The organism is Caulobacter sp. ALps2, assembly GCF_058681635.1.
Window position 1 is genome coordinate 2116975 of record NZ_CM178743.1, and the last position, 26686, is coordinate 2143660.

At 68.0% G+C, this 26686-nt stretch carries 20 protein-coding genes; 13 read left to right on the plus strand and 7 right to left on the minus strand.

All coding sequences use genetic code 11. From position 1 onward, the window contains the following. The first annotated feature begins 55 nt into the window (after positions 1-55). The 9 genes from ACW173_RS10140 (at position 56) to ACW173_RS10180 (ending at position 13427) form a co-directional block, all read left to right on the plus strand. The gene (locus ACW173_RS10140; protein WP_492085065.1) at positions 56-1348 is read left to right on the plus strand and encodes a spinster family MFS transporter; all 1293 of its coding nucleotides are present in this window, start codon (positions 56-58) and stop codon (positions 1346-1348) included. 75 nt (positions 1349-1423) lie between these two features. After that, positions 1424-4792, plus strand: a complete 3369-nt coding sequence (locus tag ACW173_RS10145; protein WP_492085067.1) for a glycosyltransferase — start codon at positions 1424-1426, stop codon at positions 4790-4792. A 57-nt stretch (positions 4793-4849) separates the two neighbouring features. Further along, positions 4850-5536, plus strand: coding sequence for a hypothetical protein (locus ACW173_RS10150; protein ID WP_492085069.1), 687 nt, complete (start codon positions 4850-4852; stop codon positions 5534-5536). Between the two features lie 258 nt (positions 5537-5794). Further along, positions 5795-6994 (plus strand): ADP-forming succinate--CoA ligase subunit beta, encoded by a 1200-nt coding sequence (gene sucC, locus ACW173_RS10155; protein ID WP_492085071.1) that lies wholly within the window; start codon positions 5795-5797, stop codon positions 6992-6994. Further along, positions 6995-7879, plus strand: coding sequence for a succinate--CoA ligase subunit alpha (gene sucD, locus ACW173_RS10160; protein WP_492085073.1), 885 nt, complete (start codon positions 6995-6997; stop codon positions 7877-7879). A gap of 177 nt (positions 7880-8056) precedes the next feature. Then, entirely contained in the window at positions 8057-11020 is a 2964-nt protein-coding gene (locus ACW173_RS10165) for a 2-oxoglutarate dehydrogenase E1 component (RefSeq protein ID WP_492085074.1), read from the plus strand. 59 nt (positions 11021-11079) lie between these two features. Then, positions 11080-12303, plus strand: coding sequence for a 2-oxoglutarate dehydrogenase complex dihydrolipoyllysine-residue succinyltransferase (odhB, locus tag ACW173_RS10170; RefSeq protein WP_492085076.1), 1224 nt, complete (start codon positions 11080-11082; stop codon positions 12301-12303). 56 nt (positions 12304-12359) lie between these two features. Then, complete coding sequence (locus ACW173_RS10175) at positions 12360-12704, plus strand: DUF3088 family protein (protein WP_492085077.1); 345 nt, start codon at positions 12360-12362, stop codon at positions 12702-12704. Between the two features lie 264 nt (positions 12705-12968). Further along, the gene (locus ACW173_RS10180) at positions 12969-13427 is read left to right on the plus strand and encodes a putative signal transducing protein (RefSeq protein ID WP_492085079.1); all 459 of its coding nucleotides are present in this window, start codon (positions 12969-12971) and stop codon (positions 13425-13427) included. A gap of 1 nt (position 13428) precedes the next feature. Here ACW173_RS10180 and ACW173_RS10185 read toward each other — a convergent pair whose 3' ends face one another. After that, a complete protein-coding gene (locus tag ACW173_RS10185; protein WP_492085080.1) occupies positions 13429-14130 on the minus strand; it encodes an AcvB/VirJ family lysyl-phosphatidylglycerol hydrolase in 702 nt (233 codons plus the stop codon). 264 nt (positions 14131-14394) lie between these two features. Between ACW173_RS10185 and lpdA the strand changes: the two genes are divergently transcribed. From lpdA to ACW173_RS10200, 3 genes are all read left to right on the plus strand, one after another. Continuing rightward, entirely contained in the window at positions 14395-15795 is a 1401-nt protein-coding gene (gene lpdA, locus ACW173_RS10190; protein WP_492085082.1) for a dihydrolipoyl dehydrogenase, read from the plus strand. A 104-nt stretch (positions 15796-15899) separates the two neighbouring features. Then, the gene (locus ACW173_RS10195) at positions 15900-16178 is read left to right on the plus strand and encodes a hypothetical protein (protein WP_492085083.1); all 279 of its coding nucleotides are present in this window, start codon (positions 15900-15902) and stop codon (positions 16176-16178) included. Between the two features lie 75 nt (positions 16179-16253). Then, positions 16254-16631, plus strand: a complete 378-nt coding sequence (locus ACW173_RS10200) for a hypothetical protein (RefSeq protein ID WP_492085085.1) — start codon at positions 16254-16256, stop codon at positions 16629-16631. Positions 16632-16637: 6 nt separating this feature from the next. On the opposite strand, the gene ACW173_RS10205 is transcribed toward ACW173_RS10200, so the two are convergent. From ACW173_RS10205 to ACW173_RS10220, 4 genes are all read right to left on the minus strand, one after another. Further along, entirely contained in the window at positions 16638-17747 is a 1110-nt protein-coding gene (locus ACW173_RS10205) for a YihY/virulence factor BrkB family protein (RefSeq protein ID WP_492085087.1), read from the minus strand. 163 nt (positions 17748-17910) lie between these two features. Further along, positions 17911-19905, minus strand: a complete 1995-nt coding sequence (locus ACW173_RS10210; RefSeq protein ID WP_492085089.1) for a methyl-accepting chemotaxis protein — start codon at positions 19903-19905, stop codon at positions 17911-17913. A 162-nt stretch (positions 19906-20067) separates the two neighbouring features. Then, positions 20068-21012 carry a tyrosine recombinase XerC gene (locus tag ACW173_RS10215; protein ID WP_492085090.1) on the minus strand — a complete coding sequence of 315 codons (945 nt, stop codon included), beginning with the start codon at positions 21010-21012 and terminating at the stop codon, positions 20068-20070. Continuing rightward, positions 21009-21686: a DUF484 family protein gene (locus ACW173_RS10220; protein ID WP_492085093.1), complete on the minus strand. Its 678-nt coding sequence runs from the start codon at positions 21684-21686 to the stop codon at positions 21009-21011. The genes ACW173_RS10215 and ACW173_RS10220 overlap by 4 nt, the downstream gene beginning before the upstream one ends. 125 nt (positions 21687-21811) lie before the next feature. Between ACW173_RS10220 and ACW173_RS10225 the strand changes: the two genes are divergently transcribed. Then, a complete protein-coding gene (locus tag ACW173_RS10225; RefSeq protein WP_492085095.1) occupies positions 21812-23971 on the plus strand; it encodes a primosomal protein N' in 2160 nt (719 codons plus the stop codon). Positions 23972-24093: 122 nt separating this feature from the next. On the opposite strand, the gene ACW173_RS10230 is transcribed toward ACW173_RS10225, so the two are convergent. Together ACW173_RS10230 and ACW173_RS10235 are read right to left on the minus strand one after the other, a co-directional pair. Further along, on the minus strand, positions 24094-25701 hold the full coding sequence (locus tag ACW173_RS10230; protein ID WP_492085097.1) for an MDR family MFS transporter: 1608 nt from the start codon (positions 25699-25701) through the stop codon (positions 24094-24096). 69 nt (positions 25702-25770) lie between these two features. Further along, a complete protein-coding gene (locus ACW173_RS10235; RefSeq protein WP_492085099.1) occupies positions 25771-26559 on the minus strand; it encodes a TerC family protein in 789 nt (262 codons plus the stop codon). Between the last annotated feature and the right edge of the window lie 127 nt (positions 26560-26686).

Consider the following 26686-nt stretch of genomic DNA (forward strand, 5'->3'; position numbering starts at 1 on the left):
TTGCTGCAACAGGCCCCGCCCTTTCTTTATGTAGCTGTAGCGTACGGGGCAGGTGATGAGCGAGAACGCGAACCAGGCGACGGCCCAAGGGGCGGAGAGGCCCGCCAGTTATCGCTACGTGGTCCTGGCCATGTTGATCCTGGCCTACACCTTCAACTTCCTGGACCGGCAGATCCTCGGCATCCTCAAGGAGCCGATCAAGAACGAGCTGCATCTCACCGACACCCAGCTGGGTCTGATGGGCGGCCTGGCGTTCGCGGCGCTGTACACGACCCTGGGCGTGCCGATCGCCTGGCTGGCCGACCGCTTCAGCCGCACCTGGATCATGACCGCCGCCCTGACCGTGTGGAGCGGCTTCACCGTCGCCTGCGGTTTCGCCGGGGGCTTCTGGTCGCTGTTCCTGTGCCGGATGGGCGTGGGCGTCGGCGAGGCCGGCGGGGTGCCGCCCGCCTATTCCCTGATCTCGGACTATTTCCCTAAGAGCCAGCGGGCCCGCGCCCTGGCGGCCTATTCGTTCGGCATCCCGCTGGGCTCGGCCCTGGGTGTGCTCTTCGGTGGGCTGATCGCGGCCTATATCGACTGGCGCATGGCCTTCATCGCCGTGGGCTTGGCCGGCGTGCTGCTGGCCCCGCTGTTCAAGCTGGTGGTCAAGGACCCGCCGCGCGGCGGCTTCGATGTCGTTTCTTCTGATGCTGGAAAGCCTCCGGCTTTCGGCGCCGTGCTGGCGACCGTCCTGCCCAAGCCGTCGTTCTGGCTGCTGGCCTTCGGCGCGGCCTGCTCGTCGGTCTGCGGCTATGGCGTGGCCTTCTGGCTGCCGTCGTTCTTCATCCGCAGCCTGCACCTGACCCTGGTCGAGACCTCGATCTACTACAGCGCCATCGCCTTCTTCGGCGGGGTGGCCGGCATCTGGCTGGGCGGCTGGCTGGGCGACCGGTTCGGCGGCAAGTCGAAGGGCGCCTACGCCCTGGCCCCGGCCATCTGCTTCCTGATCGCCCTGCCGTGCTTCTTCGCGGCCATGAACGCCAAGGCCCTGCCGGTGGCCTTCGTGCTGTTCCTGATCCCGACGGGCCTGAACCTGGCGTGGCTGGGTCCGGTGGTCACCGCCGTCCAGCACCTGGCGCCGGCCGCCATGCGCAGCACGACCTCGGCCCTGTTCCTGCTGATCAACAACCTGCTGGGCATCGCCGTCGGCTACTGGTTCTTCGGCTTCGTCTCCGACAAGCTGGCCCCGATCCATGGCGCGGAGTCGATGCGCTACGCCATCTACTGGGGCCTGGCCTTCTATATCGGCGCGGCGGCCTTGCTGATCCTGGCCTCGACGCGGCTTAAGAAGGACTGGGTGGAGTAGCGGCGAAGCGGGTTTCCGCCGCCACGCTTCGGCCAAGATCGGGGATCATCTGCCGCGCAAATCGTGAGCGCCGCCATGACCCCCGACGACCGCCCCATCTTTCACGACCCCACGGGCAAGCGTGAGCGGCGGGCCAAGCTGGCGCTCGGGATCGTCATCTCGGCCATCGCCGCGATCGTGGCCGGCTTCGCCGCCACCCTGGCCTTCGCCCCGCATCTGCCCGACGCGCCGCTGAAGGACCCGCGCGTCCTGACGTCGCTGCACCAGGAGACGGCGCACAAGCTCAAGGCCTCGGCCAAGGCCTGGCGCCGTGTCCCCAGGCCCAAGGGCGGGGCCGCCAACGACGCCGCGGCGCGGCCGCTGTCGGTCGGTTTCTATGTGTCGTGGGACGAGGACAGCCGCGAGTCGCTGCGCCGCAACATCGACAAGCTGGACGTGGTCTCGCCGCAGTGGGTGGCGATCAACGGCTCGCGGGGCGACATCGACGTCACCGACGATCCGGAAGGCGTGGCGCGGATCGCCGCCGCCGCCAACCATCCGGCCGTGCTGCCGCTGGTCCACAACTCGGCCAACGCCGCGTTCGACGGGCCGCTGGCCGACGCCCTGCTGGCCAATCCGCTGGCCCGCGCCAAGCTGATCTCCAACCTCGTGGCCCTGGCCGCCCAGCGCGGCTATGGCGGTTATGTCTTCGACTTCGAGGCGCTGTCGGCCAAGGGCCTGGCGGCCTATCCGAAGTTCCTGGACGAGGCCCGCGCGGCCCTGAAGGACGCCGGCCGCGAGGTCTGGGTCACCGCCCCGTTCGACGGCGAGGGCTGGCCGCTGGCGCGCCTGCAGCAGGCGTCCGACACCCTGGTGCTGATGGCCTACGACCAGCACTACGCCCTGGGCGATCCGGGGCCCAACGCCGGCCAGGACTGGTACGAGACCGAGCTGGAAAAGCGCCTCGCCCATCTGGATCCGAACCGCGCGGTGCTGGCCCTGGGCGGCTATGGCTATGACTGGACGCTGAACAAGGACGGCTCGCGGGCGTCCGGCGCCCCCACCACCTTCCACGAGGCCATGCGCAACGCCCAGGACGCCGGCGCGACCATCCGCATGGACGACGACGCCCTGAACCCAACATTTCAGTACACGGACGACAATGGCGACGACCACATCGTCTGGTTCATGGACGCGGTCACCCTGTTCAACGAGGTCAAGGTCTCCGACCCCTGGAAGCCGCGCGGCTATGGCCTATGGCGGATGGGCATGGAGGATCCGGGCGTCTGGTCGGTGCTGGGCAAGTCGTACGGCCAGGCTTCGGCGGCCGGGCTTACGACTCTGGCCAACGGGCAGGGCGTCGACTTCGACGGCGGCGGCGAGGTGCTGCGCATCGCCCAGCTGCCGACGCCCGGCAAGCGTTCGCTGGAGTTCGATCCCGACACCGGCCTCGTTTCGGGCGAGACCTATGACGTCATTCCCAGCGGCTACGTGATCGAGCGCTACGGCCAGAAGAAGGGCCTGGTCGCCCTGACCTTCGACGACGGCCCCGACGGCCGCTGGACGCCGAAGATCCTGGACATCCTGAAAGAGAAGAAAGCCTCGGCCACCTTCTTCGTCATCGGCCAGAACATGCAGCGCCGCCCCGACCTGGTGCGGCGCGAGGTGGACGAGGGCCACGATGTCGGCGGCCACAGCTGGACCCACCCCAACATCGCCGAGACGCCCCTGGCCCAGGTGCAGGTCGAACTGAACGCGACCCAGCGCCTGTTCGAGGTGATCACCGGCCGCTCGATGCGCCTGTTCCGCCCGCCGTTCTTCGGCGACGCCGAGCCCTCGACCCCGCACGAGGTGGCGCCGCTCGTGATCGCCCAGACGCTGGGCTACATGACCGTGGGCCTGCGCATCGATCCCGACGACTGGCAGAAGCCGACCAAGCAACAGATCATCGACCGGGTCCTGGATCGTCTGGACAACCCGGGCAACAATCCCGGCCAGGTGGTGCTGCTTCACGACGCCGGCGGCGACCGCGGCCGCACCGTCGCGGCCCTGCCCGAGCTGATCGACCAGATCCGGGCGCGGGGCTATCGGCTGGTCACGGTCGGCGAGCTGACCGGCATGACCCCGCAACAGGTGATGCCGCCGACCTCGCGCGACGCCGTCGACCTGGCCGTCGACCGGATCGGCTTCGACTTCTTCCGCTGGACGCAAGCCGCGATGACCTTCCTGTTCGTGACGGCGATCTTCCTGGGCGTCGCGCGGCTGGTGTTCCTGGCCAGCCTGGCCTTGGTCCACCGCTTCTGGACCCATGAGGAGCCCGCCGACCTGGACAGCGACAACGGTCCGCTCGTCTCGGTGCTGATCCCCTGCTTCAACGAGGAGAAGGTGATCGCCGCCTCGATCGCGCGGATCCTGGAGAGCGACTGGAAGAACCTCGAAGTGCTGGTCCTGGACGACGGCTCGAAGGATCGCACGGCCGACGAGGTGCGTGATCATTTCGCCGATGATCCGCGCGTGACGCTGCTGAGCTTCGAGAACGGCGGCAAGGCTAGGGCGGTCAATCGCGGCCTGGCCGTGGCCAAGGGCGAGTTCGTGGTGGCCCTGGACGCCGACACCCTGTTCCCGCCCGAGACCATCGGCCGCCTGGCCCGCTGGTTCCAGGATCCGGACGTCGGGGCCGTGGCCGGCAACGCCATCGTCGGCAACCGCCTGAACATCGTCACCCGCTGGCAGGCGCTTGAGTACGTCACCGCCCAGAACCTGGAGCGTCGGGCGCTGTCGGCCCTGGGCGCGGTCACCGTGGTGCCGGGCGCGGTGGGCGCGTGGCGCAAGAGCGTGCTGGACGCGCTGGGCGGCTATCCGGCCGACACCCTGGCCGAGGACCAGGATCTGACCATCGCCTGCCAGCGCGCCGGCTGGAAGGTGGCTTTCGACCCCGAGGCCCGCGCCTATACCGAGGCCCCCGACACGGTCGGCGGTCTGCTGAAGCAGCGCTTCCGCTGGTCGTTCGGGACGCTGCAGTGCGTGTGGAAGCACCGCGAGGCGATGTTCAGCGTCAAGACCCCGGTGCTGGGCTTTGTCGCCCTGCCGCAGATCTGGCTGTTCCAGATCATCCTGGCGGTGGCCGCGCCGCTGGTCGACCTGGCGGTGGTCTGGAGCCTGGTCGCGGGCCTCTATGGCGCGGTGGCGCACCCGGTGGAGTGGCGGCCCGACGATATGCTGCTGGGCCTGGCCTATTGGGCGATCTTCATCGCCGTGGACCTGTCGGCCGGCGCCCTGGGCATGGTCCTGGAGAGGCGCGCGCCGTGGGCCGACCTGCCGTTCCTGCCCGTCCAGCGGTTCGGCTATCGCCAGCTGATGTACTATGTCGTGGTCAAGTCGGTGGTCACCGCCATCCGGGGCGGCCGGGTCGGCTGGGGCCGTCTGGAGCGTCGGGGGTCGGCCTCCGTATCGTCGAAGGGTTGAGATAACGCCGGTCTGTGGCAAGCTGCGCCGTGTCGCCTAGTCGACGTGGGGCCTGTCATGAAATCCGTCACCATCGCGCTGTCTCTGGCCATCGGTCTTGTGGCGACCGTCCCGGCCCAGGCCGCCGCGCCCGCCGGGACCGAGAAGGTCAAGCTGTCGGGCAAGAAGGGGCCGAGCCTGTTTCGGCCCGGCTTCCAGCTGGGCGAGTACGACGGCAACGCCACGGTCAAGAGCAGCAAGAGCTCGGTCACCGGCGTCTTCGAGGGCGGCAAGGCCAGCGTCGAGATGACGGTCAACGGGCCGGGCCTGGGTCCGGTCGAGGTCGTCTGCGGCGGCGGCCAGAGCCGCCTGGGCCTGGGCTGGATCACCTTCGATCGCGACAAACTGCGGTTCTTCTGCACGATCAGCGGTCCCGGCGCGGGCTCGGACGCCTCCTTCGCCCTGGCCCAGTCCAAGGGCGGCGGCTTGCTAAAAAACCTGCAGCAGCCCCAGCGCGCGGCGGAGCTGCGCTTCGGGGGCGTCAGCGTACGGGCCCGCACCGAGCAGGTCGGCGGCATGCCGATCGGCGGCGGGGCGACGATCGGCTACATGTTCAGCCGCGACGGGGTCGACATCGGCGGCGTGGACCTGGCCGCCATGCAGCCGACCGCCTACCTGCCGCCCAAGGGTTCGAAGGATCGTGACGCGGTCGCGGTGCTGTCACTGATCCTGATCTTCTTCAAGGACCCGGGCCGACAACGCTGACATAGCGGCCGACAACTGGAACAGTCGCTCTGACACCGGTGGACAGTTGTTGTTCGACATAAAATTGTGACCGGTAACAGTTTCGTCGGGTCAAGGGCTTCCCTTGCCAGGGCCGCCCAAACCGGTGGCGACGCTGTCCTATCCGATAAGATAAGCGCGCAAGCCTTCACCTTATCGTCGTCACGCGGTTGCGCCTGCGAAATAGCGCTCCTATAACCCGGCCACATTTCAGAAAGCCGTCGTCGAGACCGGGCCCACATGAACATCCACGAACATCAAGCCAAAGCCGTACTCGCCGAGTTCGGCGCTCCCGTGCCGCGCGGCTTCGCCGCCTTCACGCCGGATGAAGCCGCCGCCGCCGCCGAAAAGCTGGGCACGCCGGTCTTCGTCGTGAAGAGCCAGATCCACGCCGGTGGCCGTGGCAAGGGCAAGTTCGAGGGCCTTGGCCCCGACGCCAAGGGCGGCGTCCGCGTCGTCAAGTCGGTCGAAGAGGTCCGCGCCAACGCCGAGGAAATGCTCGGCCGCGTGCTGGTGACCCACCAGACGGGCCCCAAGGGCAAGCAGGTCAACCGCCTCTACATCGAGGAAGGCGCTGCGATCGCCAAGGAATTCTACCTGTCGCTTCTCGTTGACCGCGCCTCGAGCAAGGTCTCGGTGGTCGCTTCGACCGAAGGCGGCATGGACATCGAGGACGTCGCCCACTCGACGCCCGAGAAGATCCACACCTTCACCATCGACCCGGCGACCGGCGTGTGGCCGACCCACGCGCGCGCCCTGGCCAAGGCTCTGGGCCTGACCGGCGGTCTCGCCAAGGAAGCCGCCTCGCTGCTGAACCAGCTCTATACGGCGTTCATGGCCAAGGACATGGCCATGCTGGAGATCAACCCGCTGATCGTCACCGCTGACGATCACCTGAAGGTCCTGGACGCCAAGCTGTCGTTCGACGGCAACTCGCTGTTCCGTCATCCGGACATCAAGGAACTGCGCGACGAGAGCGAAGAAGACCCCAAGGAAATCGAAGCCTCGAAGTACGACCTGGCCTATATCGCCCTGGACGGCGAAATCGGCTGCATGGTCAACGGCGCCGGCCTGGCCATGGCGACCATGGACATCATCAAGCTGTACGGCGCCGAGCCGGCCAACTTCCTGGATGTCGGCGGCGGCGCTTCGAAGGAGAAGGTCACCGCGGCCTTCAAGATCATCACCGCCGATCCGGCCGTGAAGGGCATCCTGGTCAACATCTTCGGCGGCATCATGCGCTGCGACATCATCGCGGAAGGCGTCATCGCCGCCGTGAAGGAAGTCGGTCTCCAGGTTCCGCTGGTCGTCCGTCTGGAAGGCACCAACGTCGAACTCGGCAAGAAAATCATCTCGGAAAGCGGCCTGAACGTCATCGCCGCCAACGATCTGTCTGACGGCGCCGAGAAGATCGTCGCCGCTGTGAAGGGCGCCCGCTAAATGTCGGTTCTGATCGGTTCGCAAACCAAGGTCATCTGCCAGGGCATCACCGGCGCTCAGGGCACTTTCCACACCGAACAAGCCATCGCGTACGGCACGCGGATGGTCGGCGGCGTCACGCCCGGCAAGGGCGGTCAAACCCACATCGGCCTGCCGGTGTTCGACACCGTCGCCGAAGCCAAGGACCACACCGGCGCCGACGCCTCGGTGATCTACGTCCCGCCGCCCTTCGCGGCCGACTCGATCCTGGAAGCCATCGAAGCCGAGATCCCGCTGATCATCTGCATCACCGAAGGCATTCCGGTGCTGGACATGGTCAAGGTGAAGAAGGCCCTGGCCGGTTCGCGTTCGCGCCTGATCGGCCCGAACTGCCCGGGCGTCCTGACGCCCAACCAGTGCAAGATCGGCATCATGCCGGGCGGCATCTTCTCGGAAGGCTCGGTCGGCGTCGTGTCGCGTTCGGGCACCCTGACCTATGAAGCGGTGTTCCAAACCACGAACGCTGGTCTGGGCCAGACCACGGCCGTCGGCATCGGCGGCGACCCGGTCAAGGGCACCGAGTTCATCGACGTGCTGGAACTGTTCCTGGCCGACGAAGCCACCAAGTCGATCGTCATGATCGGTGAAATCGGCGGCTCGGCCGAAGAAGAAGCCGCGCAGTTCCTGAAGGACGAAGCCAAGCGTGGCCGCAAGAAGCCCATGGTCGGCTTCATCGCCGGCCGCACGGCTCCTCCCGGTCGTCACATGGGCCACGCCGGCGCCATCGTGTCGGGCGGCAAGGGCGGCGCCGAGGACAAGATCGCGGCGATGGAAGAGGCGGGCATCCGCGTCTCGCCGTCGCCGGCCAAGCTGGGCGAGACCCTGCTTGAAGTCCTGAAGGGCTAGAAGAAGATACCGAAACCCCGCCTCGCGCGGGGCCCAGGTTTTTTGCGACCGCCAGTCGACGATCCGAAAAAATCACCTGGGCCCCGCCAACACGACGGGCGCCCGGGTGATTGAGAGACTATATTTACGGGCTTGCGGTAGCGCTCCCGTAAAGGCAGCGGATCTAAGGCGAAGAAGATGGCGGACGACGCAGGCATCATCAATCAGGTCTTGACCGAGACCAGCTTCCTCTACGGCGCCAACGCGGCGTTCGTGGAAGACCTCTACGCCCAGTGGGCGGAGAGCCCTGGATCGGTCGATCCTTCGTGGAATGCCTTCTTCGCCAGCCTGCAGGAACAGGCCGACCAGGTTAAGCGCGCCGCGCGGGATCCGGCCTGGACGCCCAAGAAAGTGCCGTCGGTCCGTCCCGACTGGCTGTCGGCTCTGGATGGCCAGTGGGCCAGCGTCGCCCCCGCCGTCGAGGCCAAGATCGCCAAGGCCGTCGAGGGCAAGGCCCCCGGCGCTTCCGCCGAAGCCGTCCGCGCCGCCACGCTGGACAGTCTGCGCGCCATCATGATGATCCGGGCCTACCGGATGCGTGGCCACCTGGCCGCCAACCTCGACCCGCTGGGCCTGGAGCCGCCGAAGCCGGCCCCGGAACTGGACCCGGCCACCTACGGCTTCTCGGACGCCGATTACGACCGTCCCATTTTCCTGGACTTCGTGCTGGGCCTGGAAACCGCGTCGATCCGCGAGATCCTGTCGATCGTGCGCCGCACCTACTGCGACAACGTCGGCATCCAGTACATGCACATCTCCGACCCGGCCGAGAAGGCCTGGCTGCAGGAACGCATCGAGGGGCGCGACAAGGAGATCGTGTTCTCCAAGGAGGGCAAGGTCGCCATCCTGAAGAAGCTGATCGAGGCCGAGGGCTTCGAACGCTTCCTGCACAAGCGTTTCCCCGGCACCAAGCGTTTCGGCCTGGACGGCGGCGAGGCCATGGTCCCGGCCATGGAGCAGATCATCAAGCGCGGCGGCGCGCTGGGCGTGAAGGACATCGTCCTGGGCATGCCGCACCGCGGTCGCCTGAACGTGCTGGCCGCCGTGATGGGCAAGCCCTACCACGTGATCTTCCACGAGTTCCAAGGCGGCTCGTCGGTCCCCTCGGACGTCGAGGGTTCGGGCGACGTGAAGTATCACATGGGCGCTTCGTCGGACCGTGAGTTCGACGACAACAAGGTCCACCTGTCGCTGACCGCCAACCCGTCGCACCTGGAAATCGTCAACCCGGTCGTGATCGGCAAGGCCCGCGCCAAGCAGGCCTTCCTGCTGCGCGAGACGCCGGACGCCGGTCGCGGCCACGTGCTGCCGCTGCTGCTGCACGGCGACGCGGCCTTCGCCGGCCAGGGCGTGGTGGCCGAGTGCTTCACCCTGTCGGGCCTGAAGGGCTACCGCACGGGCGGCACCATCCACTTCATCGTCAACAACCAGATCGGCTTCACGACCAGCCCGCGCTACTCGCGCTCGTCGCCGTACCCCAGCGACATGGCCCTGATGGTCGAGGCCCCGATCTTCCACGTGAACGGCGACGATCCGGAAGCCGTTGTCTTCGCCGCCAAGGTCTCGACCGAGTACCGCCAGAAGTTCGGCAAGGACGTGGTCATCGACATGGTCTGCTACCGTCGCTTCGGTCACAACGAAGGCGACGATCCGACCATGACGTCGCCGCTGATGTACGCGAAGATCAAGGGTCATCCGCCGACCCGCGAACTGTACGCCAACCGCCTGATCGGCGAGGGCGTGATCACCCAGGCCGAGTCCGACGGCTGGGTCACCGAGTTCGAGACCTTCCTCGACAAGGAATTCGACGCCGGCAAGAGCTACAAGGCCAACAAGGCCGATTGGCTGGACGGCAAGTGGGCCGGCCTGACCCTGCCGGGCGACGAAGAGCGTCGCGGCAAGACCGCCTTCCCCAAGACCCGCCTGCTGGAGATCGGCCGCCAGATCACCACGATCCCGGACCGCATCAACGCCCACAAGACCGTCAAGCGCGCCATCGACAATCGCCGTGAAGCGATCGAGAAGGGCGAGGGCATCGACTGGGGCACCGGCGAGCACCTGGCGTTCGCCACCCTGCTCGACGAGGGCTATCCGGTCCGTCTGTCGGGCCAGGACTCGGTGCGCGGCACCTTCACCCAGCGCCACTCGGACGTCATCGACCAGACGACCGAAGAGCACTACACGCCGCTGAACAACATCCGTCCCGGCCAGGCCCACTATGAAGTGATCGACTCGGCCCTGTCGGAAGAGGCGGTGCTGGGCTTCGAATACGGCTTCTCGCTGGCCGACCCGAACACCCTGACCCTGTGGGAAGGCCAGTTCGGCGACTTCGTGAACGGCGCCCAGGTGGTGATCGACCAGTTCATCAGCTCGGGCGAGCGCAAGTGGCTGCGGATGAGCGGCCTGGTGATGCTGCTGCCGCACGGCTACGAAGGCCAGGGTCCCGAGCACAGCTCGGCGCGCCTCGAGCGCTTCCTGCAGTCGTGCGCCGAAGACAACATGCAGGTCGTCAACTGCACGACGCCGGCCAACTACTTCCACGCCCTGCGTCGCCAGATGAACCGCGAGTTCCGCAAGCCGCTGATCGTGATGGCCCCCAAGAGCCTGCTGCGCCACAAGCGCGCCGTCTCGAACCTGGCCGACTTCACCGAAGGCTCGACCTTCCACCGCGTGATGGTGGACGGCGCCGAGGCTGGTTGCGACGTCGGCGGCGTCACGCTGAAGAGCGACGACCAGATCAAGCGCGTCATCGTCTGCTCGGGCAAGGTCTACTTCGACCTGGTCGATCAGCGCGCCAAGACCGGCCGCGACGACATCTATCTGCTGCGTCTGGAGCAGTTCTATCCGTGGCCGATGAAGTCGCTGATGCAGGTGCTGAGCCGCTTCAAGAACGCCGACCTGGTCTGGTGCCAGGAAGAACCCAAGAACATGGGCGGCTGGACCTTCGTCGATCCGTGGCTCGAACTGACGCTCGACAAGCTGGACATCAAGGCCAAGCGCGCCCGCTATGTGGGCCGCCCGGCCTCGGCCTCGACAGCCGCTGGCCTGATGAGCCGCCACCTGAAAGAACTCGAGACGTTCCTCAACGAGGCCTTCGCGTAAGCGCGAAGATCCTCCGCTAAAAACCCGCCGGACCAAGCAAGAAAGACTCGGAAAGCCCCATGGCCGACATCATGACCCCCGCCCTCGGCGAATCCGTCACGGAAGCGACGGTCGCCCGCTGGACCAAGAAGGCCGGGGAGGCCGTGAAGAAGGACGAGATCCTCGTCGAGCTGGAAACCGACAAGGTTTCGCTGGAAGTGGCCTCGCCCGCCGACGGCGTGCTGTCGGCCATCGGCGCCGAAGAAGGCGCGACCGTGGTTCCGGGCACGGTCCTGGGCATCGTGACCGAAGGCGCGACCGCGTCGGCCGCTCCGGCCGCCGCCGCGCCCAAGGCCGCCGCTCCGGCTCCGGCCCCCGCGCCGGCTCCCGCCGCCGCCCCGGCCCCGGCCGCCGCCGCGCCGACCGCCGCGCCGGTCAGCCCGGCTCCGGCCCGCATCGCCGCCGAGAACAACCTCGACCTGTCGAAGGTCGCGGGCACCGGCAAGGACGGTCGCGTGACCAAGGGCGACGCCCTCGCCGCCCTGGAGGCCCGCGCCGCCGCTCCGGCTCCGGTCGCCGCTCCGGCCGCGCCGCGCGCCCTGCACGAGCGCGAAGAACGCGTGAAGATGACGCGCCTGCGTCAGACGATCGCCCGTCGCCTGAAGGAAGCCCAGAACACCGCCGCCATGCTGACGACCTTCAACGAGGTCGACATGAGCGCCGTGATGGCTCTGCGTGGCCAGTACAAGGACGTCTTCGAAAAGCGCCACGGCGTGAAGCTGGGCTTCATGTCCTTCTTCACCAAGGCCGTCGTGGCCGCGCTGAAGGCGATCCCGGACGTCAACGCCGAGATCGACGGTACGGACGTGGTCTACAAGAACCACTACGACATCGGCGTCGCCGTCGGCACCGACAAGGGTCTGGTGGTTCCGGTCGTCCGTGACGCCGACACGCTGAACCTGGCCGAGATCGAAAAGGCCATCGGCGTCCTGGGCAAGAAGGCCCGCGACGGCCAGCTGTCCATCGAGGACATGCAGGGCGGCACCTTCACGATCACCAATGGCGGCATCTACGGCTCGCTGATGTCGACGCCGATCCTGAACGCGCCGCAGTCGGGCATCCTCGGCATGCACGCGATCAAGGAACGCGCCATGGTCGTCAACGGCAAGATCGAGATCCGCCCGATGATGTACCTGGCCCTGTCCTACGACCACCGCGTCGTCGACGGCGCCGGCGCCGTGACCTTCCTGGTCAAGGTCAAGGAAGCCCTGGAAGACCCGCAGCGCCTGCTGCTGGACCTCTAAGAACCAACAAGAAGCCCGCCCTCACCGGCGGGCTTCTTCGCTTTCAGGGGTCCATGATGGCCAAGCACACCCTCTACCTGCTGGCGATGGGCTTCGACAAAGAGGGCCAGCAGCGCTTCTGCCCCGACTGCGCGATGATGGAAGGCTATCTGTCCGCCTTCCCGCGACTGCGCGACGTCCTCGACATCGTCCGCGTCGACTACGCCCGCCCACGCCCGGCCCTGGTCGAGCGCCTGGGCGAAGACCACCAGAACGCCCCGGCCCTGATCCTCGGCGACACCGCGCCCGACGCCGGCCCGCACGGCGAGATCCAGTCGGCGAACGGTCTGTCGTTCCTGAGCGACGCCCGTCCGATCACGCGCTGGCTGGCGGACCGGTACGGGCTGCCCGCGCCGCTGTAGGCATTGGCTTCGAGCGAAAATCTCAGTTTCCCTTTGGCTGATCCGAAACGCCACCTAGTCTCTGTAGAGACTACGGAGGTTACCCATGACGCCTTGCGACAAGGGTCCTGTTCTCGTTCAGCTGCTTGAGCGAGACGGCGGTCAGTTCGTCGTCTTGCCCGAGGGTTTTCTTCCCGAAGACATCAAGGAAGTTGAGATCTCGCGGGACGGCCACCGAGTGATCCTCAGGCCCATCGCCGAAAGGGCTTCGGATGAGGATCCGTCATGAGCCTCGTGGAAGTCGCCCGTTTCGCGGGTCTGCAAGAAGCGCAGATCGCGGCCGGGCGATTGCGCGCCGGCGGCTATCCGGTGCTGGTGCAGAACGAGCATTGGGGCGGAGCGGACTTCACCATGGCCATCGCCATGGGCGGCTTTCGCGTCTGGGTGCCGGAGAGCGAGGCCGACGACGCCAAGGCTTTGATCGAGGCCCTACGCACGGCGCCCCCCAAGTTCGAGCTGAGCGACGAGGCAGTACAGGAGGTCGAGCCCCATCCGGTCAGGGGTGGTTTGCGAGCGGCCTTGGCTCTCTTGCTCGGCGTGCTCATGGGCTGGGCCTGGGCGCTTCTTCTCATCCCGGCCCGCCGGCTGGCGCGCCGCCCGGTGCTGCGGGCGACGGCTGTTACGATTGCCCTCGCCGGTCTTGCATTCGGCCTTTGGGCCACGACCGGGTTCTGGGCGCTCTAGCCTAGCGGCTGGCCCGCAGCACCGCCTCGCCCAGCGCCGCGTAGTCGCCGTTGAAGTGGTGGCCGCCGGGCAGGCGGATCTTGGCGACTTCGGTGTCGGGCAGGGTGGGGCAGATGTCCGCCCGTTCCTTGTCGCCGTAGACGCAGGTGATCCTCACGTCCTTCATCTCGACGTCCTTAAGTGCGGCGATGGCCGGGCGGACGGGGAAGGCGTCGGGGGCGGCCAGGTTCAGCCAGCTGACGGGATGGAACCGCAGGTCGCCGGTTGGGCCCGTGCCGATCAGCACGACGTGGCTGGCCTGGGCGCGCGGTTCGGCGGGCAGCTGGGGCAGGATGGCCGGCAGCGCGTCGGCGCCGAACGAATAGCCGATCAGCACCACCTTCTTGCGGCCCCATTGACCCTCATAGGCGCGCAGGGCGTCGGCCAGGTCCTGGGCCGCGCCGACGGGGGTGCGCTTGGTGCTGAAATAGGTCAGCGAGTTGACGCCGATCGTCGGCACGCCGTTGTCGGCCAGGTGGCGGGCCACCTTCTGGTCCAGCGCGCCCCAGCCGCCGTCGCCCGAATAGAGCACGGCCAGGGTGTCGCCGGCCCTGCTGCTGGCGATCGGGATCTCGTGGCTCCTGACCGGGGCGGCGGGCAAAGGCGTGCCGGCGGTCAGCGCCAGGGCGGCGAAGGCGGCGAGGAGGCGGACGCGCGAGGTCATGCCGATATGACGTCACGCTCGCGGGGCGCTATCCAGGCGGCGTGATGTCAAGCTTGTGGCGATCAGTGCGGCGGGAGGTCGCGGCCCCCGGCCGCCGATCGGCCATTTCCCTTGATTTTCAAGGCCGCGCCCGTCGAAAGCGGGTTCCGTTCCGGGCCACTTCCCTCTAAGGAACACGCGCCTCCAGAGGTCTGACAATATGGCCGGCGAGGCCTTATATTTTGTCCGGCGCCGCTATCGGCGCGTCCTGAAGGCGAAAGACCCATGGCTCTGTACGACGTCGTCATCATCGGTGGTGGTCCCGGTGGCTACAACGCGGCGATCCGCGCCGGTCAGCTGGGTCTGAAGACCGCGATCGTCGAAGGCCGCGGCAAGCTGGGCGGCACCTGCCTGAACGTCGGCTGCATGCCGTCGAAGGCCCTGCTGCACGCCTCGGAAATGTACGAAGCGGCCAGCGGCGGCGAGTTCGCCAAGCTGGGCATCGAGGTCAAGCCGAAGCTGAACCTCGTCCAGATGATGGCCCAGAAGGCCGAGAGCGTCGAAGCCCTGACCAAGGGCGTCGAGTTCCTGATGAAGAAGAATAAGGTCGACTACGTGAAGGGCTGGGGCCGCATCGACGGACCCGGCAAGGTCGTGGTCAAGGCCGAGGACGGCGCCGAAACGGTGCTCGAGACCAAGAACATCGTCATCGCCACTGGCTCGGAGCCGACCCCGCTGCCGGGCGTGACGATCGACAACAACCGCATCGTCGACTCGACCGGCGCCCTGTCGCTGCCGGAAGTTCCCAAGTCGCTGATCGTCGTCGGCGCCGGCGTCATCGGCCTGGAACTGGGCTCGGTGTGGAAGCGCCTGGGCGCGGAAGTCACCGTCGTCGAGTATCTCGACCGCATCATCCCCGGCACCGACACCGAGGTCGCCAACGCCTTCCAGAAGATCCTGACCAAGCAGGGCTTCAAGTTCCAGCTGGGCGCCAAGGTCACCGGCGCCGTGGCCTCGGCCAAGGGCGTGAAGCTGACTCACGAGCCGGTCGCCGGCGGTGAAGCCCAGACGATCGAAGCCGACTACGTTCTGGTCGCCATCGGCCGTCGTCCGTTCACCCAGGGCCTGGGCCTGGAAACGGTCGGCATCACGCCGGACAAGCGTGGCGTCATCGCCAACGACCATTACAAGACCGGCGTCGACGGGATCTGGGTGGTCGGCGACGTGACGACGGGCCCGATGCTGGCCCACAAGGCCGAGGACGAGGCCGTGGCCTGCATCGAGCTGATCGCGGGCAAGGCCGGCCACGTGAACTACGACATCATCCCGGGCGTCATCTACACCAGCCCGGAAGTCGCCACGGTCGGTAAGACCGAGGACGAGCTGAAGGCCGCGGGCGTCGCCTACAAGGTCGGCAAGTTCCCGTTCCTGGCCAACAGCCGCGCCAAGATCAACCACGAGACCGACGGCTTCGTGAAGGTGCTGGCCGACGCCAAGACCGACCGCATCCTGGGCGCTCACGCCGTGGGCCCGAACGTCGGCGACATGATCGCCGAGATCTGCGTGGCCATGGAGTTCGGCGGTTCGTCGGAAGACGTCGCCCGCACCTGCCACCCGCACCCCACGCGCTCGGAAGCCTTCCGTCAGGCGTCGATGGGCGTCGAAGGCTGGACGATGCAAGCGTAAGACAGGGGCAGGCCTAAACGGGCCGGCATTTCTGTCCAATCGTTAATGATCGCGTCCGCGCAATCGGACGTAGCGTGGCGGGGTTTCGGAAACGGAGCCCCGCCATGTTTCTGTCCGCCTTCGTGTTCGCCGCCGCGCTGCAAGCCGCCCCGGCCGCGCCCGCGCCGTCGGCGCCGCCCCAGGCCAAACGTTCTTTCAATGTCGCCGTCGCCCACGCCTCGCCAGAATGCCGACAGCGGGCGATGAAGGCGCGTGACGACGCGATCGCCAAGGGTCAGCCGCTCAACCGCATGCCGCCCGGCCTGCTGCATCACACGGTGATCCGCATGGTCGACGGCTGCCCCGTCAGCACCCAAGTCCGCCAAAGCGGTCCGGCGCGCTAGGCGTAACAGACCCTTACGATAGTTGATGATCGCGTCAGACAATCGCACGTAGAGTGGCGGCAACGGAGACCCACCATGTTGCTGTCCGCCCTGACCCTCGCCGCCATGCTGCAAGCCGCCCCGGCGGCCGCGTCAGTTGTCATCCCGGAGGTCGCGCCAGTCGTCGGCCAGAAGGGACACCTGCTCCAGCGAAAGCCGTTCGATCCGGCTCAGCGGGTGGACCAACTGACCATGCGGTCTCCGCAGGTCGCCCGCCCGGTGAAAGCGTTCAAGGCGAAGGCGCCGCGTGTGAGCTGCGATAGCAACGGGCCGTCGCGCGCCAGCCATCCCGAACCGCTCATGGCTCAGCCCCTGTCGAAGCTGCCCAAGGCGCACGGCGAACGGGCCGTGGCTCGCTCGGTCGACGGCTGTCCTGTCTCCGTGCTGATCGCCCGGAACGACCCGCTGCATTAACCGTGTCTACTGCGCCGCGCCGACCGTGTCGGCCATCTGGGCGCCGCGCGCGCCCAGCGGCAGGTCCGCGCCCGTGGTGGTGTCGCGGCAGGTCTGATGCTCCAGCTCGGCGTTCAGCTCGGCCCCGGCCAGCAGGATCAGCGACGACACATAGGTCCACATCATGAAGCCGATCACCGCGCCCAGGGGCCCATAGGCGCGGTCGTAATGGGCGAAGTGGGACAGATAGAGCGAAAAGCCGATCGAGCCCAGGATCCACACGATCGTCGTCAGCCCCGCGCCCCAGCTGACCCAGCGCCACTTGGCCGGATCGCGGCTGGGGCCGTAGCGATAGAGCAGGGCGACGCCGACGGCGACAGAGGCCACCAGCGCCGGCCAGCGCATCCAGCCCAGCTCCGGCGCCAGGTTCACCGCCAGGCTCAGCACCACCACGGCCAGCAGGCCCAGGGTGAAGGCCAGGGTCGTGGCGGTCAGCCGTAGGAAGCCGCGCTTCTCGGTCTCTTCATAGGCGATGTTGAGGCCCAGGAAACAGGCCTTGGCCGCGCCGTTGGCGCTCCACAGGGCCACCAGCAGGCTGACCACGGCGGTCCAGGTCAGGCCGCGGGAATGGGCGCCGGCGACACGGATCATCTCGTCGCCGATGAACCGCACGGTGTCGGGCGGCAGCACGCCGGCCAGGAAGTCCAGTTGCTGGCGCGCCTCCGTCACGTTGGCGAACAGGCCGTAGAGGGCGACGAAGGCGGTCAAGCCGGGGAAGAAAGCGAGCACGGCGTAGAAGGTCATGCCGGCGGCGACCAGGGCGACACTGTCGTCGCGGAACGCCTTGGCGGTGCGTTGGAGAATGTCCGTCCAGCCGCGCAGGGGAATCTCTCGCGGCGTTTCGGCGTGACGGCCACGACCCGGCTCGCGGACGGCTTCATCGGGATCGGCCGACCGGCTGGCCAGGCTTCGCGGTTCCGGGCGCTCGATGTCGTCGGGCTTGGCGCGCCGCGAGGTGACCGCCAGGGCGACGGTGGCCGCGCCCAGCACGCCCAGGGTCAGCCAGTCGATGATGTTGGAGCCGAACGAGAGCGCCGAACGCGACGGAACGGCGAGGGCTTTGGCGAGGCGAGGCACGGCTGGATCCGTCAGTGAGCTGCACGGGATGCAGCGCCCGCCAAGCGTTGCCGGTTCCCAACAGCGCCCACGAAAAAGGCCCCGCCTAGAGGGAGGCGGGGCCAGACGCTTTCGAGGGGAGGAGCGCCCTAAACGCGGGCGGTACGCGTACTAAAACGGGAGCTTAGAATTCTTCCCAGTCGTCGCTGGATGCGCCGACGGCCTTGGCCAGCTTGGCTTGGACGGCGGCGACCGGGTTGGCGCCCGGACGGTGGGCCGAACTGGCCAGCGACGGCGCCTTGCTGGGCGGCGGCGCGGCCGGACGCGACGGGGCGGGCGCGGAGGGGCGCGGCGCGGCGCGACGGCTCGTCGAGACGCTGGCCGACCCGCCAGAGGCGCCGACGCGGAACTTCGAGATCATCTGCATCAGGTTGCCGGCCTCGCCCTTCAGGGCGTGCGAGGCGGCGGTCGACTGCTCGACCATGGCGGCGTTCTGCTGGACGGTCTGATCCATCTGGTTGACGGCGGCGTTGACCTGGTTGAGGCCGGTGGCCTGCTCCTGGCCCGAGGCCGCGATCTCGCTGACCAGGGCGTCGATCTCGCCGACCTTGCCGACGATGGCCTGTAGGGCCTCGCCGGTCTGGCCGACCATGCTGACGCCCTGATTGACCTGCTGCGACGAGGTCGAGATCAGGGTCTTGATTTCCTTGGCGGCGTCGGCCGAGCGCTGGGCCAGGGCCCGCACTTCTTGCGCCACGACCGCGAAGCCACGGCCGGCTTCACCGGCGCGAGCCGCTTCGACACCGGCGTTCAGGGCCAGAAGGTTGGTCTGGAAAGCGATCTCGTCGATGACGCCGATGATCTGGCTGATCGACTGCGACGACTTCTCGATCTGGTTCATCGCCTCGACGGCGTTGCGGACCACGACGCTGGAGCGTTCGGCGTCGGTGCGGGTCGAGCCGACCACGCGCGAGGCTTCCTGAGCGCCCGACGACGAGCGGCGCACCGTGGCGGTGATCTCGTCCAGCGCGGCGGCGGTTTCTTCCAGGCTGGCGGCTTGTTGCTCGCTGCGGCGCGACAGGTCGTCGGCGGCCGAGGCGATCTCGTCACTGCCGGCGCCGATGCCGCTGGCGGCTTGCACGATCGTGCCCATGGCCTCTTCCAACTGGGCGATGGCGCCGTTGAAGTCGTTCTGCAGGCGCTTGTAGGCGTCGGGGAATTGCTGATCGAGGCGGTAGGTCAGGTCGCCGTCCGACAGGCGGGCCAGGCCGCCGGCGATGGCTTCCATGACGAAGGCCTGTTCCTTGGCCGAGGCCTCGGAGATTTCCTGATTGCGGCGGCGCTCGGCTTCCGTCTCGGCGCTGGCGCGCTGCTGGGCGGCTTCAGCGGTGCGCAGGGCCACGGCGTTGTCCTTGAACACCTGGACCGAGCGGGCCATGGCGCCGACCTCGTCCTTGCGCTCGGCGCCCTTGACCTCGACGTCGACGCTGCCCTGGGCCAGGACCTCCATGGTCTTGGCGGTGATGGCCAGCGGGGCGGCGATCTTGCGGGCGCCGATCCACAGGGCCAGGACCAGGGCGCCGCCGGCGGCGATCAGGCCGAACAGGATCGAGAACACGGTGCCGGCGGCGGCTTCCTTCGAAGCCTTCTCGACCATCTTCTTGGTTTCGGCGGCGTGGCCGTTGGTGAAGGTGGTGACGTCATCGGTGAGCTTGGCGATGTCCGGATCGATCTGGACCATCATCATCTTGCCGGCGTCGTTCAGGTTCTGCAGGCCCATGTCGGCGCCATTGCGGGCCGAGGCGTAGATCTGGTCCAGGCGCGTCGCGAAGCCGTCCACGGTCTTCGCGGTGGCGGGGTCGGACTTCTTGATGCTGGCCAGCAGCGTCTTGGCGTCCTTGTAAGCCTCGTCCAGGTCGGCGCTGGCGTCCTTGCCTTCGCTCGACGTGCCGTCATAGGCCAGCGCGCGATAGGCGCCGTAGCCGATCGAGGCGATGCGGCGGTTGAAGCGCGCGGCGTCCAGCTCGGCCGGGGCGCGCTGCTCGACCAGCACCTTGGTGTTGGCCTCGACCTTGCGAGCCTGCCAGGCGCCCAAGCCCACGATAACCAGGGCGACCAGGGTCAGGATGACGGCGGGCAGCGCCACCTTGGTGGAAATCTTCAGGTCGTCGAACTTCATCGGAGCCTCATTCGCGAGCGGCCGGGGGGAGCGCTCGGCGGAAAGCGTGCATTTTCACGGCTAGAGTCCGCGATGGCCGTAAAATCGCGGTTAATGCTCAGGCGTGCGTGAAAGCTCGCGACGTTCCGTCGCATCGTTTTCGCTGACGTGGCGGAAAAGGGCTCAGGCCTTCGGGTGGGCGGCCTGGTAGGCGGCCAACAGGCCGGCGGCGTCGACCTGGGTGTAGCGCTGGGTCGTCGACAGCGAGGCGTGGCCAAGCAGATCCTGGATGGCCCGCAGGTCGGCCCCGGCGCCCAGCAGGTGCGTGGCGAAGGCATGGCGGAAGGCGTGCGGCGTCACGCGGTCCGACAGGCCCAGCCGACCGCGCAGGGTCTGCACCAAGGCCTGGACGTGGCGCGGCGACAACGGCCCGCCGCGCTTGGCGCGGAACAGCGGCTCATCGGGACCCAGCACGAAGGGCAGTTCGTCGACATAGACGGCGACCGCGTCGCGCACGGCGTCCAGCACCGGCACGATCCGGGTCTTGCCGCCCTTGCCGGTGATGCGCATCGAGACGCCCAGCGGCGCGTCGGACCAGGTCAGGGACAGGGCTTCGGAGATCCGCAGGCCGCAGCCCCAGAGCAGGGTCAGCACCGCCTCGTCGCGAGCGGTCTCCCAGGGATCGCGCTCGGTGTCGTCGGCGGCCTCGGTGATCAAGTCGCGGGCCTGGTCCTCGGAGACGGGACGCGGCAGGCCGATCTTCAGGCGCGGACCGCGCACCAGTTCGACGGCGGCGTTGGCCACGCCGTGACGCTGGTCCAGATACCGATGAAAGGCGCGGATCGACGACAGGGCCTGGCTGATCGAGCGCGGCGCCAGGGCGTCCTCGCCTTGCCGACGGAAAGCCAGATAGCCGCGCAGGTCGGCGGCGGAGATCTCGCCCATCGCCGACAGGCTGACGGACTCGCCGCCGCCTTCGCCTCCAAGGTGGCGTTCCAGAAAGTTCAGATAGGCGATGACGTTGTCGCCATAGGCCCGCACCGTGCGCGGCGAGGCCCGGCGTTCCAGCGTCAGGTAGTCCAGCCAGGCGGCATAGGCCTGGCGGGCGCTCCCAACGCCTTTGGTCACAACACCGGCCAGCGTTCGGCCGTGCGCTCGACCACGCGGGCCAGGAAGTTGACGAGCTCGGTGCCCATGTCGGGCGTGAAGCCTTCCGGGTCCTTGGAGCCGAAGGCGATCAGGGCCTCGCGGCGCGGCTCCCAGATGGCCATGCGCACCAGGGCCATGCTGCGGATCGTCTCGGCCTGTTCGCCGAACAGCGGCAGGGCCGGGGCGAAGAAGCCCATGCGAGCGATCGGCGCCTCGCCAAGGATCATGTCGACCTGACCCTCGGCCAGAGCGTACCAGCCGGCCGGGACGCGGTCGGGGCCTTCCAGGGCGACGACGCCGGCGGTCAGGCCGAAGCGGCCCCGGGCCATCTCGTCGACGCGGCGGGCCAGGTCGGAGTGGTTGCGGGCGTCCAGCAGGTCGATGACCGCGGCGTGGGTCTGGGCCTGGGCGGAATAGTTGGCGCGGGCGTTGGCCTCGATGGCCTGGCGGACGCTGGCCTCGCGCTTGTGGGCGGCGGCGGCGCGGGCCAGGGCGCGCGGGCCGAAGTCGACGACATTGGCGGCGTCGACCCGCAGGCCCAGCTCGCCCAGCAGGTTCTCGTCCTGACGCAGGAATTCGGGTTGGACGCGCAGGAAGTCGCGCACGCTCTCGGCGTCGACCGGTTTCCTGCTGGCGTTCGTCGCGTCGCTCATCGTCGTCCCCACGGTAAAACACTCTACGCCTGGATGAAGCGGGCAAGACGGTTAATGTCCGCTTGATGACGACCTGGCCCGTCGCTCTCGACCTGGGGACGGTTTGACGGCAAAAGCATCCCGTCATGCCCCGTATCGCTTCCGTTCTTCTGCCGATGCCGTTGCCGGAGGCCTTCGACTACGCCGAGCCGGAAGGCCTCGATTTGAGTCTGGGCGACCACGTGACCGTGCCCCTGGGGCCGCGCGTGATTCGCGGGGTGGTCACCGCCCTGCGCGACGGGACCGGCGGCAACCGGCCGCTCAAGGCCATCCTGGAGAAGGTCGACGATCCGCCGCTGCCGCCGGGCGTGCTGGCCTTTGTCGAGTGGGCGGCGCGTTATTCGGTGGACCTGCCCGGCTGGCCGCTGGCCATGGCCCTGCGCGGCCTGCGCCATCCGCCGCCCAAGCCTGACAAGGTGCTGGTCCTGACCGGAGCCCAGCCCGCCCGCATGACTCCCGCGCGCCTGAAGGTGCTGGCCGCCGCCGAGGGCGTGAAGCTGTCGGGCGCGGCCCTGGCCTCGGCCGCCGGTGTCTCGGCCGGCGTGGTGAAGGGGCTCGTCGACGAGGGCGTGCTGGCCATCGACTTCGTGGAGCCCGAGCGTGGCCTGCCGCAGCCGGACCTCTCCTTGCCGCCTCGTGAACTGAACCCCGGCCAGGCGGCCTGCGTCGACGTGTTGACCGAGATGCTGGACGCTGGCGGTTTCCAGGCGGCGCTGCTGGACGGGGTGACCGGCTCGGGCAAGACCGAGGTCTATCTCGAGAGCGTCGCGGCGGCCTTGCGCGATCCCGAGGCCCAGGTGCTGGTGCTGCTGCCCGAGATCGCCCTGACCCAGGCGGTGCTGGCCCGCTTCGAACAGCGGTTCGGCGCGATCCCGGTCGAGTGGCATTCGGGCGTTTCGCCGCCACGCCGCCGCCACGCCTGGGAGGCCGTGGCCAGCGGCGATGCGCGGATCGTGGTCGGGGCCCGCTCGGCGCTGTTCCTGCCGTTCAAGAAGCTGCGGCTGATCGTGGTCGACGAGGAGCACGACAGCTCGTTCAAGCAGGAAGAGGGCTTCATCTACCAGGCCCGCGACCTGGCCGTGGCCCGCGCCAAGATCGAGGGGGCGACGGTGCTGTTGGCCTCGGCCACCCCGTCCCTGGAGAGCCTCTACAACGCCCAGATCGGCCGTTATCGCTGGCTGCGCCTGTCGGCCCGCCACGGGGCGGCGCGGTTGCCCGACATCGATCTGGTCGACATGCGCCAGACGCCGCCGGAGCCGGGTCGCTGGCTGTCGCCGCCGCTGATCAAGGCCATGGCCGTGACCCTGCAACGCGGCGAGCAGGCCATGCTGTTCCTGAACCGCCGGGGTTATGCGCCGCTGGTGCTGTGCAAGGCCTGCGGCGAGAAGATGAAGTCGCCCGACACCGACAGCTGGCTGGTCGAGCACCGCTATACCGGGCGTCTGGTCTGCCACCTGACCGGCTTCTCGATGAAGAAGCCCGACGCCTGCCCGCACTGCGGGGCCAAGGATTCACTCGTTTCGATCGGCCCCGGCGTCGAGCGGGTCGAGGAGGAGGCGCGGCACATCTTCCCCGACGCGCGGGTGGCGGTGTTCTCGTCCGACACGGTGATGGACGCCGAAGCCGCCAAGGCCCTGGTGGCGACCATGGCGGCCGGCGAGATCGATATCCTGGTCGCCACCCAGGCGGCGGCCAAGGGCCACAACTTCCCGAACCTGACCCTGGTGGGCGTGGTCGACGCGGATCTCTCCCTGCGCGGCGGCGACCTGCGGGCCGGCGAGCGAACCTTCCAACTGCTGGCCCAGGCCGCCGGTCGCGCGGGGCGTCACGAGAAGCCGGGGCGGGCGCTGCTGCAGACCTACTCCCCCGACCACGCGGTGATGCAGGCGCTGAAGGCCCAGGACCGCGACGCCTTCATCGAGGCCGAGATGGGCATGCGCCAGGACGCCGGCCTGCCGCCGTTCGGTCGCCTGGCGGCGGTGATCGCCTCGGGCCCCGACGGCGCGGCCCTGGACGCCTATGTCGAGGCCTTGGCCGCGGTGATCCCCAATGCCGAGGGCGTCGAGGTGTTCGGCCCCGCCGACGCGCCGCTGGCCCTGGTGCGCGGCCGCCGCCGCAAGCGGTTCCTGGTCCGGGCCGAGCGCAATGTCGACCTGCAAGGCTTCATGGCCGCCTGGCGGGCGCGGGCCAAGGTCCCGAACTCGGTGCGGGTGGTGATCGACGTGGATCCTTACAGCTTCCTTTGAGCTTATCCCGTCATCCCGCGACTTGTTCGCGGGACCCATTTATCCGCCGCAGGTGAAGCGCCAGACTAGCTCTCACGTAGAAGCTGACCCATGGGTCCCGCGCATAAAGCGCGGGATGACGGTTAGTGTGTGGGCTCGGACTTTTCCGCCGGCTGCCGCGACTTCAGCGGCAGGACCGGGATCATCAGGATCGTCACGAGGCCCGCGGCGACGACGAACACCGCCGCGACCATCACGCCGCTGACCGCGTGGATCAGCGCCGCCTGCAGCACGGGATCCTCGTGCGCCGAGCCGCCGTTCGCCGCCGCCTGGACCGCCATCCCCTCCAGCGCCCCAAGGTTCAGCCCGCCCGGCAAGCCGGCCAGGCGCGCGGTCAGCAGGGCCCCGGCCATGGCGGCGCCGACGGTCGAGCCGATCTGGCGGAAGAACTGGTTGGAACTGGTCGCCACCCCGATGTCGCGCGGGTCGACGGCGTTCTGGGTGGCGATGTTGAACAGGCTCTGACCCGGCCCCAATCCAAGTCCGACGAACGCCAGCAGCAAGGCCAGATGACCCAGGTGGCCGATCTTCGACAGGTCGTGCAGCAGGAACACCGCGATCAACAGCACGCAGGCCCCGGTGATCATGTAGGGCTTGTACTTGCCGGTCTTGGTCACCAGCTGGCCGGCGACGGTGCTGCCGGCGATCAGGCCGGCCATCAACGGCAGCATGGCCATGCCGCTCAGCGTGGCCGAGACGCCGCGGCCCAGCTGCAGATAGAGCGGCAGGAACATCACCACGCCCATGAAGGCCATGGAGATCAAGAAGCCGGCCATATTGGCGGTGACGAACACCCGGTTGCGGAACAGGTGCATCGGCACGATCGGGTTCGAAACCTTGGTCTCGACATAGACGAAGGCGGCCAGCGACACGGCGGCCAGGGCGAACAGGGAGAGGCTCTGGGGCGAGCCCCAGGCGAAGTCGTGGCCGCCCAGGCTGAGGGCCAGCAGCAGCGGCACGAAGGCGGCGATCAGCAGGGCCGCGCCCAGGAAGTCGATCTTGCCCGAGCGGCGATGCTCCAGCGGCGGCATCTTCACGATGACCATGAACAGCGACAGCAGGCTGAGCGGCAGGTTGACGTAGAACACCCAGCGCCAGCCGGCGACCACGTGGGTCCCGATCCGCACCGTGCCGTGGTCGGTGAAATAGCCGCCGATGATGGGGCCCAGCACGCTGGCCAGGCCGAACACCGAGCCGAAGATCCCGGCGAACTTGCCCCGCTCGCGCGGCGGATAGAGGTCGGCGATGATGGCGAAGGCGGTGGTGAACAGCGCCCCGCCGCCGATCCCTTGCAAGGCGCGGAACACGATCAGCTGCACCATGCCCGGCATGCCCAGCAGGGCGCCGAACTCGCCGGCCAGGCCCGACAGCCAGGAGCCCGCGAGAAAGATCGAGATGCCGGTGATCAGCACGGGCTTGCGCCCGAAGATGTCGCCCAGCTTGCCCCAGATCGGCACCATCACCGTCGAGGTCAGCAGGTAGGCCGTGGTCACCCACGAATACAGATTGAGGCCGTTCAGCTCGGAGATGATCCGCGGCATGGCCGTGGATACGATCGTCTGGTCCAGGGCGCTGAGCAGGAACACGATCATCAGCGCCGTCAGGGTCAGGCGGCGCTCGGCGTCGGAGAAGGTCTGGCCAGTGGAGGTCTGGCCAGTGGAGGTTTGGCCAGTGGAGGTTTGGGAGGTCATCAGGGCCCTGAAGCGTGATAGCCGGGATCGACTATCACGCTCCAAACGCCGGAAGTAGGGGCTAGCGCCTTAGTGGTCCTTCTTGGGTCCGCGCTTGCGGGCCATCATGTTCAGGCCCTCGACGCCGGCCGAGAAGGCCATGGCCGTATAGATGTAGCCCTTGGGCACGTGGGCGCCGAAGCCCTCGGCGATCAGCACGGTGCCGATCATCAGCAGGAAGCCCAGGGCCAGCATCACCACCGTCGGGTTGTTGTTGATGAAGTTGGCCAGCGGGTCGGCGGCCAGCAGCATCACCGTGACGGCGATGATCACCGCGACGACCATGATCGGCAGGTGGTCGGTCATGCCGACGGCGGTCAGGATCGAGTCGATCGAGAACACCAGGTCCAGCAGGATGATCTGGAAGATCGCCGCGCCGACGTTGGAGATCACGACGGTGGCCTTGTCCTTCTCCAGCACGTCGTCGCTCTTGGCCGGGTCGACCGTGTGGTGGATCTCCTTGGTCGCCTTCCAGATCAGGAAGACGCCGCCGGCGATCAGGATCAGGTCGCGCCACGAGAAGGCGGTCTCGAAGCCCGGCTCGCCATGCGACCCGACGGGGCCGGTGAGCCCCAGGTCGAAGACCGGCGCGGTCAGGCCGACGATGAAGGCGATGGTCGACAGCAGCACCAGGCGCATGATCAGCGCCAGCGAGATGCCGATGCGGCGAACCCGCGTGCGGTGTTCGGGCGGCAGCTTGTTGGACAGGATCGAGATGAAGACCAGATTGTCGATCCCCAGAACCACTTCCATCACCACAAGGGTCACCAAGGCGGCCCAGGCGGCCGGGTCGGCGACCAGGCTAAGGAGTTCGTTCATCGGTCCTCTCTAAGGTTGTTGGACGAGCCGTCGTTTCGCGTACGCGTACATGTAACACAGCGAAATAGGCGGGTAACACCGATCTTTCCACCGTGGAGGATGGAAGGGCAGGCCCTTAAGGGACGAC

Bases quoted from the DNA above. Each gene is read 5' to 3' on its own strand.
- ACW173_RS10140 (WP_492085065.1), top strand. From the start codon at position 56: ATGAGCGAGAACGCGAACCAGGCGACGGCCCAAGGGGCGGAGAGGCCC.
- ACW173_RS10145 (WP_492085067.1), top strand. From the start codon at position 1,424: ATGACCCCCGACGACCGCCCCATCTTTCACGACCCCACGGGCAAGCGT.
- ACW173_RS10150 (WP_492085069.1), top strand. From the start codon at position 4,850: ATGAAATCCGTCACCATCGCGCTGTCTCTGGCCATCGGTCTTGTGGCG.
- sucC (WP_492085071.1), top strand. From the start codon at position 5,795: ATGAACATCCACGAACATCAAGCCAAAGCCGTACTCGCCGAGTTCGGC.
- sucD (WP_492085073.1), top strand. From the start codon at position 6,995: ATGTCGGTTCTGATCGGTTCGCAAACCAAGGTCATCTGCCAGGGCATC.
- ACW173_RS10165 (WP_492085074.1), top strand. From the start codon at position 8,057: ATGGCGGACGACGCAGGCATCATCAATCAGGTCTTGACCGAGACCAGC.
- odhB (WP_492085076.1), top strand. From the start codon at position 11,080: ATGGCCGACATCATGACCCCCGCCCTCGGCGAATCCGTCACGGAAGCG.
- ACW173_RS10175 (WP_492085077.1), top strand. From the start codon at position 12,360: ATGGCCAAGCACACCCTCTACCTGCTGGCGATGGGCTTCGACAAAGAG.
- ACW173_RS10180 (WP_492085079.1), top strand. From the start codon at position 12,969: ATGAGCCTCGTGGAAGTCGCCCGTTTCGCGGGTCTGCAAGAAGCGCAG.
- ACW173_RS10185 (WP_492085080.1), bottom strand. From the start codon at position 14,130: ATGACCTCGCGCGTCCGCCTCCTCGCCGCCTTCGCCGCCCTGGCGCTG.
- lpdA (WP_492085082.1), top strand. From the start codon at position 14,395: ATGGCTCTGTACGACGTCGTCATCATCGGTGGTGGTCCCGGTGGCTAC.
- ACW173_RS10195 (WP_492085083.1), top strand. From the start codon at position 15,900: ATGTTTCTGTCCGCCTTCGTGTTCGCCGCCGCGCTGCAAGCCGCCCCG.
- ACW173_RS10200 (WP_492085085.1), top strand. From the start codon at position 16,254: ATGTTGCTGTCCGCCCTGACCCTCGCCGCCATGCTGCAAGCCGCCCCG.
- ACW173_RS10210 (WP_492085089.1), bottom strand. From the start codon at position 19,905: ATGAAGTTCGACGACCTGAAGATTTCCACCAAGGTGGCGCTGCCCGCC.
- ACW173_RS10220 (WP_492085093.1), bottom strand. From the start codon at position 21,686: ATGAGCGACGCGACGAACGCCAGCAGGAAACCGGTCGACGCCGAGAGC.
- ACW173_RS10225 (WP_492085095.1), top strand. From the start codon at position 21,812: ATGCCCCGTATCGCTTCCGTTCTTCTGCCGATGCCGTTGCCGGAGGCC.
- ACW173_RS10230 (WP_492085097.1), bottom strand. From the start codon at position 25,701: ATGACCTCCCAAACCTCCACTGGCCAAACCTCCACTGGCCAGACCTCC.
- ACW173_RS10235 (WP_492085099.1), bottom strand. From the start codon at position 26,559: ATGAACGAACTCCTTAGCCTGGTCGCCGACCCGGCCGCCTGGGCCGCC.